This is a genomic window from Paraburkholderia phosphatilytica (assembly GCF_003443895.1).
Classification (GTDB): domain Bacteria; phylum Pseudomonadota; class Gammaproteobacteria; order Burkholderiales; family Burkholderiaceae; genus Paraburkholderia; species Paraburkholderia phosphatilytica.
This window is the reverse complement of sequence record NZ_QQOA01000018.1, coordinates 135,191-143,465: the sequence shown is the minus strand read 5'-3', so window position 1 is coordinate 143,465 and position 8,275 is coordinate 135,191. Positions and strand designations below refer to the sequence as shown.

At 62.3% G+C, this 8,275-nt stretch carries 5 protein-coding genes and 1 pseudogene; 4 read left to right on the top strand and 2 right to left on the bottom strand.

What is annotated here, in order from left to right:
• Window positions 1–98: 98 nt before the first annotated feature.
• A pseudogene (locus tag DVS29_RS20340) lies at window positions 99–1,097 on the bottom strand (M20 aminoacylase family protein); the annotation flags it as partial.
• 171 nt (window positions 1,098–1,268) lie between these two features.
• On the opposite strand from DVS29_RS20340, the gene DVS29_RS20335 reads away from it, so the two are divergent.
• Both DVS29_RS20335 and DVS29_RS20330 read left to right on the top strand, forming a co-directional pair.
• Window positions 1,269–3,347 (top strand): molybdopterin-containing oxidoreductase family protein, encoded by a 2,079-nt coding sequence (locus DVS29_RS20335; RefSeq protein WP_118182278.1) that lies wholly within the window; start codon window positions 1,269–1,271, stop codon window positions 3,345–3,347.
• Between the two features lie 148 nt (window positions 3,348–3,495).
• Window positions 3,496–5,169, top strand: a complete 1,674-nt coding sequence (locus DVS29_RS20330) for a long-chain fatty acid--CoA ligase (protein WP_118182277.1) — start codon at window positions 3,496–3,498, stop codon at window positions 5,167–5,169.
• A gap of 141 nt (window positions 5,170–5,310) precedes the next feature.
• Here DVS29_RS20330 and DVS29_RS20325 read toward each other — a convergent pair whose 3' ends face one another.
• Window positions 5,311–6,486, bottom strand: a complete 1,176-nt coding sequence (locus DVS29_RS20325) for a porin (RefSeq protein WP_118182276.1) — start codon at window positions 6,484–6,486, stop codon at window positions 5,311–5,313.
• Between the two features lie 316 nt (window positions 6,487–6,802).
• On the opposite strand from DVS29_RS20325, the gene coq7 reads away from it, so the two are divergent.
• On the top strand, window positions 6,803–7,438 hold the full coding sequence (gene coq7, locus DVS29_RS20320) for a 2-polyprenyl-3-methyl-6-methoxy-1,4-benzoquinone monooxygenase (RefSeq protein WP_118182275.1): 636 nt from the start codon (window positions 6,803–6,805) through the stop codon (window positions 7,436–7,438).
• 407 nt (window positions 7,439–7,845) lie between these two features.
• Window positions 7,846–8,274, top strand: a complete 429-nt coding sequence (gene mraZ, locus DVS29_RS20315; protein ID WP_118182274.1) for a division/cell wall cluster transcriptional repressor MraZ — start codon at window positions 7,846–7,848, stop codon at window positions 8,272–8,274.
• Window position 8,275 lies beyond the last annotated feature (1 nt).

The window sequence follows — 8,275 nt, the reverse complement described above, 5'->3', positions numbered from 1 at the left end:
TTCTGTGTCATCGGTTGCGTCCGCAAGTTGTAGTTGCGGACGCAAGCCTGCGCTCGTTCAGCTTCCGATTCTAGGTGCGGTCAAATTCGCGCTTACAAATCTTCCGCGCCCATCGTCGGTTCGACCGCGTCGTCGACGTTTTCAGCTCTCACCACTTCCCGCATCACCTCGGCTGCGAACTTTGCCTCGTCGCGACTATTAATGGTCGGCGGATAGTTGCGGTGGAATCTGACGCTAACCGCGCAGTCATACATTGCCGCAGTCGCTTCGGCGATCCTGCGCAGCCGCTCCTCGATCAGATCCAGGGTTGCCGTCGTGAACGTCCGCACGGTGCCCGCGATCCAGGCATCGTTCGGCACGACGTTCACAGCGTCGCCGGCGTGGATCTGCGTGATCGACAGCACCGCAGTGTCGATCGGCTTCTTGTTGCGCGTGATGATGCTTTGCAGACCATTCGCGATCTGCACAGCCGTGAACACGGGGTCGTGGCCAAGGTGCGGCATCGCCGCATGCGAACCCACGCCTTTGATTTCAATGCGGAACTCGTTACTCGAAGCCATGATCGGACCTTCGGTTACACCGAAATGTCCGGCTTCCATGCCTGGCCAGTTGTGGATGCCGAATACCGCATCAACGGGAAAGCGAGTGAACAGACCGTCGTCGATCATTGCCTGGGCGCCGGCGCCGCCTTCCTCGGCCGGCTGAAAAATGAAGACGATCGTGCCATCGAACTCACCATGCTTCGCCAGATAGCGGGCCGCACCGAGCAGCATCGCCGTATGGCCGTCGTGTCCGCACGCGTGCATCCTGCCGTCGTGCTGCGAGCGATGCTCGAAGGTATTGAGTTCCTGGATCGGCAACGCGTCCATGTCGGCCCGCAGCCCGATCATGCGCGTGCCGTTGCCACGCTTCATCACACCGACGACACCTGTCTTGCCCATTCCCCGATGCACTTCGATGCCCCACTCGGTCAATTTCCGGACCACGAGTTCGGCAGTCAGGCTCTCTTCGTAACGAAGTTCGGGATGAGCGTGAATCGTTCGTCGCAACGTCTGGATTTCGCCGCGTGCGGCTTGAATTTCAGGGATGAGTTTCATGATGCGTCGACGTGGGGCGTTTTGGACGTGAATTCGCCCGGGGCAGACACCGCCGGGCCGATTCAAACCATTCTACGCCCATCGATTTTTTCGCGGCGCGACCTCGCCTGGACGTCTGCGTGCCGCGATCGTAATAAAATTGCGGCAATTTCTCGCGAACCGAATCGCCATATGAATGCTCCGACCGAAATTGCCCGCGCCGTGTGCCCGCACGACTGCCCGGACACCTGCGCGATGCGTGTGACGATCGAGAACGGTCGAGCGATCAAGGTGACGGGCGACCCCGATCACCCGCCGACGCAAGGTGTGCTGTGCACCAAGGTCAGTCGTTACGCGGAACGCGTCCACCATCCGCGACGTCTGACAACGCCGATGAAGCGCGTCGGCCGCAAGGGCGAGGGCCGTTTCGAGCCGATCAGCTGGGATGAGGCGCTCCAGTTCGCCGCGACCCGGCTGGGCGAAATCGCGTCGCGGGCGCCGGAAGCACTCGTCCCCTATAGCTATGCCGGTACCATGGGCCTCGTACAGGGCGACAGCATCGCGCAACGTTTTTTCCACAAGCTTGGCGCGTCGCAACTGGATCGCACGATCTGCGCCGCGGCCGGCGCGGCGGGCCTGAAGTACACCTATGGCGCAAGCCTCGGCATGCTGACCGAGTTCTTCCGCGAGAGCGAAGTCATCCTGATCTGGGGCGCCAACCCGATCGCCTCGAACCTGCACTTCTGGACCCACGCACAAGAGGCGAAGCGTCGCGGCGCCAGATTGATCGCGATCGATCCGTATCGCTCGCTGACGGCCGAAAAGTGCCACCAGCACATCGCGCTGCGCCCCGGCACCGATGGTGCGCTTGCGCTCGGTATCATGCATGTGCTGATCGGCGAGGACCGGCTGGACCACGCCTACATTGCCGACCATACGCTCGGCTTCGAAGCGTTGAAGGCGCGCACGCAGGACTATCCGCCATCCCGCGTCGCGTCGATCTGCGGCATCGACGAAAGCGTGATCGTCGAACTTGCGCGCCTGTACGGCAGCACGAAGAAGGCCGCGATCCGCCTGAACTACGGCATGCAACGCGTACGGGGCGGCGGCAACGCCGTTCGCGCGATCGCCTGCCTGCCGGCGCTGACGGGCGCGTGGCGCGAGCGCGCGGGCGGACTGCTGCTGTCCTCGTCCGGATGGGCGCCGGTCGACACGGCTGCCTTGATGCGGCCAGATCTGATGCCCGGATGGCCCGCGAAGCAGTCGCGCGTGATCAACATGAACGCGATCGGCGATGCGCTGATGCATCACGGCGACGAAACCTTCGGCCCGAAGGTCGAAGCCATCGTCGTCTATAACTCGAACCCGGTCGCCGTCGCGCCGGATTCCGCGCGTGTCGCGCAGGGCTTTGCGCGGGAGGACCTGTTCACGATCGTCCTCGAGCATTTCCAGACCGACACCGCGGACTACGCCGACCTGCTGTTGCCCGCCACGACGCAACTCGAGCATTTCGACGTGCACAAGTCGTACGGGCACACACACGTGATGGCCAACGTGCCGTCCATCGCCCCTGTCGGCGATGCGCGCCCGAACACCGAGATTTTCCGTGGTCTCGCACGCGCGATGGGCCTCGACGAACCCGCGCTGTACGAGAGCGACGAAGCGGTTGCGTCTCAGGCGTTGCGCTGGGACGACGAGACGCTCGCCGGTTGCGACTGGACCGCTCTCAAGAACAATGGCTGGCAGCGTCTGAATCTGCCGGACGCGCCGCTTGCCAACGGCGGCTTCCGCACGCCATCGGGCAAATGTGAGTTCTACAGCGAACGCCTCGAGCGCGAGGGCGTCGATCCCGTGCCGGACTATCTGCCGCCGCACGAATCAATCGAAGCCGCGCCGGAGCTCGCCGCACGCTATCCGCTGGCCATGATTTCCCCGCCCGCCCGCAACTTCCTCAACAGCACCTTCGTCAACGTCGACAGCTTGCGCTCGACGGAAGGCGAGCCTCATCTGGACATCCATCCAGCCGACGCGCACACACGCAGCATCGCCGACGGCGAGCAGGTGCGCGTCTTCAACGATCGCGGGTCGATGCAGGCGCGCGCCCGCGTGACCGATCGCGCGCGCGAAGGCCTTGTCGTCGGCCTGTCGATCTGGTGGAAAAAGCTCGCGCCCGATGGTCGCAACGCGAACGAGGTCACGAGCCAGGCGCTCACGGATCTGGGCGGCTCGGCGACCTTCTACGACTGCCTCGTCGAGGTCGAACGCGTGTGACGGTTCGTTGAACCGTCCCTTTTTCATCGCATAAACGCGCTTCGAGGGCGCCGTCTAACCGGTGCCGTTACCGGATCGGATCAGCGGACCCGCGTGCTAGGATGCGATTTTTAGCACGACCATTCGAAAATTCAGGAGGAGACGCCGCATGGAAAAAGTGTGGTTGAAATCGTATCCGCCCGGCGTGCCCACGGAGATCGATCCGGCGCAGTACCGGTCGCTCGGTGCGCTGCTCGAGGAGAGCTTCAGCAGGCATCGGCAGCGGCCCGCGTTCGCCTGCATGGGCAAAGAGATCACCTACGCCGAACTCGACGACTACAGCCGCAAGCTGGCTGCGTGGTTCCAGTCGAAAGGCATCGCTCGCGGCGCGCGAATCGCGCTGATGATGCCGAACGTGCTGCAGTACCCGGTCGCGATCGCCGCGGTGTTGCGCGCGGGGTACGTCGTCGTGAACGTGAATCCGCTGTACACATCGCGCGAACTCGAGCATCAGCTGAAGGACAGCGGTGCGGAGGCGATCGTCATCCTCGAGAATTTCGCGGTGACGCTGCAGAACGTGGTGCGCAATACGGCCGTGAAGCACGTGGTCGTCGCGGCGATGGGCGACCTGATGGGCGTCAAAGGGTTGCTGGTCAACTATGTCGTGCGTCGCGTCAAGAAGATGGTGCCCGCGTGGAGTCTGCCGGGACACACGCGCTTCAACGACGCAATCAGCGAGGGTGCGCGTTCCGCCTTCAAGCCGGTCGAAACCGGCCCCGACGACATCGCGTTCCTGCAATACACCGGCGGCACGACCGGCGTCGCGAAGGGTGCGACGCTCCTGCATCGCAACCTGATCGCCAACGTGCTGCAGTCGCAGGTCTGGCTCGACGCCGCGAAGGCGAAGCGCCCGGACATCTCGCAGTTCGTCACGGTGGTCGCGTTGCCGCTCTATCACGTGTTTGCGCTGACGGTGTGCGGCCTGCTGACGATCCGCACCGGCGGGCTGGGCGTGCTGATTCCGAACCCGCGCGATATCGGCGGCATGATCAAGGCGTTGCAAGGCTACGCGATCACGACGATTCCCGCCGTGAATACGCTGTACAACGCGATGCTGAATCACCCGGATTTCGACAGGCTCGACTTCTCGAACCTGCTGGTCGCGAACGGCGGCGGCATGGCCGTGCAGGAAGCCGTCGCGAAACGCTGGTTCGAGCGTACGCGCGCGCCGATCATCGAAGGCTATGGCCTGTCGGAAACCTCGCCGTGCGTGACCTGCAACTCGGCTACGTCGAGCGAGTACAACGGCACGATCGGTTTGCCGCTGCCGTCGACCGAAGTCTCGATCCGTGACGACGACGGCAACGAACTGCCGCTCGGCCAGGCAGGCGAGCTGTGCATTCGCGGTCCGCAGGTAATGGCCGGCTACTGGAATCGCCCGGACGAGACGGCGAAGGTGATGACGTCGGACGGCTTCTTCAAATCCGGTGATATCGCAACGATCAACGAGCAAGGCTACGTCAAGATCGTCGATCGCAAGAAGGACATGATTCTCGTGTCGGGCTTTAACGTGTATCCGAACGAGATCGAGGACGTCGTCGCGAAGCACCCCGGCGTGTTCGAGGTGGCCGCAGTCGGCGTGCCGGACGAGCGCTCGGGCGAAGCCGTGAAGCTGTTCGTCGTGAAGAAGAACGACGCGCTGACCGACGCCGAGCTGTTCGCGTTCTGCAAGGAGCAGCTCACGGGCTACAAGCGTCCGAAGCTGATCGAATTCCGCACCGAACTGCCGAAGACGAACGTCGGCAAGATCCTGCGGCGCGAATTGCGGGACGGGCGGGCATAACGAGTATCGACCGCGGCGCTTGAGCGGGGAACCGCAAGCAGCGTCGCATCACGACCCGCAAGTCCATCCTGTAGATCGCGGGCACAACGAAAAAAAGGCGCCCTAAGGCGCCTTCGAGATGTACAGCGTTTTTACGACTTACTAGAACTTGTGGCGGATACCGATGCGCACGGTCGCCTGACGATCGCTCGTCGAAGCGGTCAGATTGTTGATCGCCGCAACCGCGTTTTCGTTCTTCGAGTCCGTGCCCGACGCCTTCTGGTAGATGCCCGTCACGTACACGTCGGTACGCTTCGACAGGAAGTAGTCGGCGCCCAGCGCGAACTGATAGTACTTCGCGCCCGGGTTCGTCGCGCCGCTCGTTTCCGTGATCGAGCTGCCCTTCGTGTAGTCGAAGGCCGTACCGATCAGCAGAGCCGGAGTCAGCTGATACTTGAAGTTGATTTCGGCGTTGTTGAACGTTGCGGTATCGCCGTGCTGATAGATCGTCGTGCCGTTGGCGCCGAGGTTCATGAACTTGATGTTCGAGTACGTCGCACCGACCGTTGCCGCGCCGAACGTGTACGCACCGCCCGCACCGATGACCTGGTACGTGTTGGCCGAGGTGTAGCCCGCGTAGACCGGCGTCGAAACCGAAGCAGCCGTCGAGGTCGACGTGCTGTTGCCGAACAGGCCGCCTGCGTTCGACGGCGTGCGTGCGTTCAAGTAACCAGCACCGAGAACCAGCGGGCCGTTGTTGTAGCCAGCGCCGAACGAAATGATCTGGTTTTCGCTCGTCTGTCCGGCAACGCCGCCGAAGCTGTACGTACCACCGAACGTCAGGCCAGCGTAGTTCGCGCTGGTGTACTTGATCGTGTTGTCGGTGCGGTACGCGTTGTTGAAGTTGTCCAGGTCGCCCGGGTGAGCGGCGATGTAGCCACCCCACTGATCGCCCACTTCCAGCGGACCGACGTAGTCGACGACGGAGTCATACTGGCGACCCAGCGTGACCGAGCCGAATTGCGAGCTCGACAGACCGACGTACGCTTGACGACCGAACATCAGGCCGCCTTGACCCAGCTTGCCGGTGTTGGTGTCGAAGCCATTTTCCAACACGAAGATTGCCTTCAGGCCGTTGCCGAGGTCTTCAGCGCCGCGCAGACCGAAACGGCTGCCTTGCAGAACGCCCGACGACAGGTTGTACAGCGGGTGACCGCCCGAGTTCGACGTGTAGTTGAAGCCTTCGTCGATGATGCCATACAGGGTCACGCTGCTTTGTGCGTGAGCGACACCAGCAAACGCGCCGAGTGCGGCGAGCGCGAGAAGCGACTTTTTCATTGAAAAGATCTCCAAGGGTGATACGAATTGTTTTTTCGGTGCGGCGACTTATCTGAACGGCTTATGTGCTTCGCCTGCCCGTTTGCTACGAAACTTCCCGAAGAAGTGCACGTAATGTAACAAAGGGAATACTGTGAACAAAGCAAAAGCCGACCACCCGGTCCATTCCTGTTTCGTTTACGCAACATGGTCTAGAATGCAAAATTGGCTGTGAAATCAGGCACGAAGCGAGGTTTTCCAAGGTGCGGGCAACTGCTCCGGAACGTCGGTTATCACAGTCGTACTGCGCTCAAACGTGGCCGATGAGGAGGGCTGAATGACGCTTGATGAGCTGATTGGCGAGTTCGATCGGGGTTTACGATCAATGACAGGCATATCGCGCATGTCCCGTCCGATGCCTGTGCCGGAAGCCGCGATGGACCATGTCGAAGCCGAGCTGTCGCCGGCGGAACGCGCGCACGCGGCCGGCCTCATGCGCGTGAATCATGTCGGCGAGGTGTGCGCGCAGGCGCTCTACCAGGCGCAGAAGCTCGCCACGCGGTCGCCGTCGCTGAAGGAAGCCTTCGATCGCGCCGCGCGCGAGGAAGAAGATCATCTCGCATGGACGTCGCGCCGCCTGCAGGCGCTCGATGCCCGGCCGAGCGTGCTGAATCCGCTGTGGTACGCGGGCGCGCTCGCGATCGGTCTCGCAGCCGGCCGTTTCGGCGACCGCGTGAGTCTCGGCTTCATGGCCGAGACCGAGCGCCAGGTGGAGAAGCATCTGGATAGCCACCTGAGCGAACTGCCTGCGGCCGACATCGAATCGCGCGCGGTCGTCGAGCAGATGCGCGACGACGAGGCCGCGCACGGCAAGGCCGCGACCGACGCCGGCGGCGTCGAGCTGCCGTTTCCCGCGCGCGCGCTGATGCGAGCGGCTTCGAAGGTGATGACCCGCACCGCGTACTACCTGTAACCTGTGCCCGGACGGTGGGACGCGGTCCCACCTCGCGCCTTCAGCTTCATCGACTGGAATATTCCCGGTTTCTCCGCGCAATAACCCCCGCCACGTAGCCTTCCATCGCTTTCGAGCCACGCGGTTTGCTCCGGCTTTTCACCTATTACCTTCACAAGTTCGAGTAGCTCATTCATTTATAACGATTTTCTGTTTGCGCGCCGCTTGAATGGGTGCCGCTAAGTCCTTGTTCTAACAAACAAAATTAAAGAAAAAAGCGTCGCGCTCCCTTGACCCACCTTGGGCGTTCCTCTACAGTGGGAGACAGTGTGAGAAAGTGTAGATTTGTGTGATCCAGAGAACACTTTCGGGTAAGTTTTCGGGGCAGTGGGGCGAGCGTCGAAGGGCGCGGCAAAAGGGAGAGCGAAGTGTTCCAGGGGGCGTCGGCGCTGACGCTCGATGCGAAAGGACGGATGTCGATTCCGTCTCGCTATCGGGATGCGCTGCAAGCACAGGCAGAAGGACGGGTGACGCTGACCAAGCACCCGGACGGCTGCCTGTTGCTGTTTCCGCGCCCCGAGTGGGAAGACTTTCGCGAACGGATCATGGGTCTGACGATGGATGCGAAGTGGGCCCAGCGGATCTTTCTCGGCAGCGCGGCGGATGTCGAACTCGATAGCGCCGGGCGCGTGCTGGTCGCGCCTGAACTGCGCGAAGCGGCGGGCCTGGCGAAAGACGTGATGCTGCTCGGCATGGGCAAGCGCTTCGAACTGTGGAACGCGCAGACCTACAAGCAGCAGGAGGCCGCTGCCATGCAGCAGGGCCTGCCCGACTCGCTCAAGAATTTCATCATCTGAT

Bases quoted from the DNA above. Each gene is read 5' to 3' on its own strand.
- DVS29_RS20335 (WP_118182278.1), top strand. From the start codon at position 1,269: ATGAATGCTCCGACCGAAATTGCCCGCGCCGTGTGCCCGCACGACTGC.
- DVS29_RS20330 (WP_118182277.1), top strand. From the start codon at position 3,496: ATGGAAAAAGTGTGGTTGAAATCGTATCCGCCCGGCGTGCCCACGGAG.
- DVS29_RS20325 (WP_118182276.1), bottom strand. From the start codon at position 6,486: ATGAAAAAGTCGCTTCTCGCGCTCGCCGCACTCGGCGCGTTTGCTGGT.
- coq7 (WP_118182275.1), top strand. From the start codon at position 6,803: ATGACGCTTGATGAGCTGATTGGCGAGTTCGATCGGGGTTTACGATCA.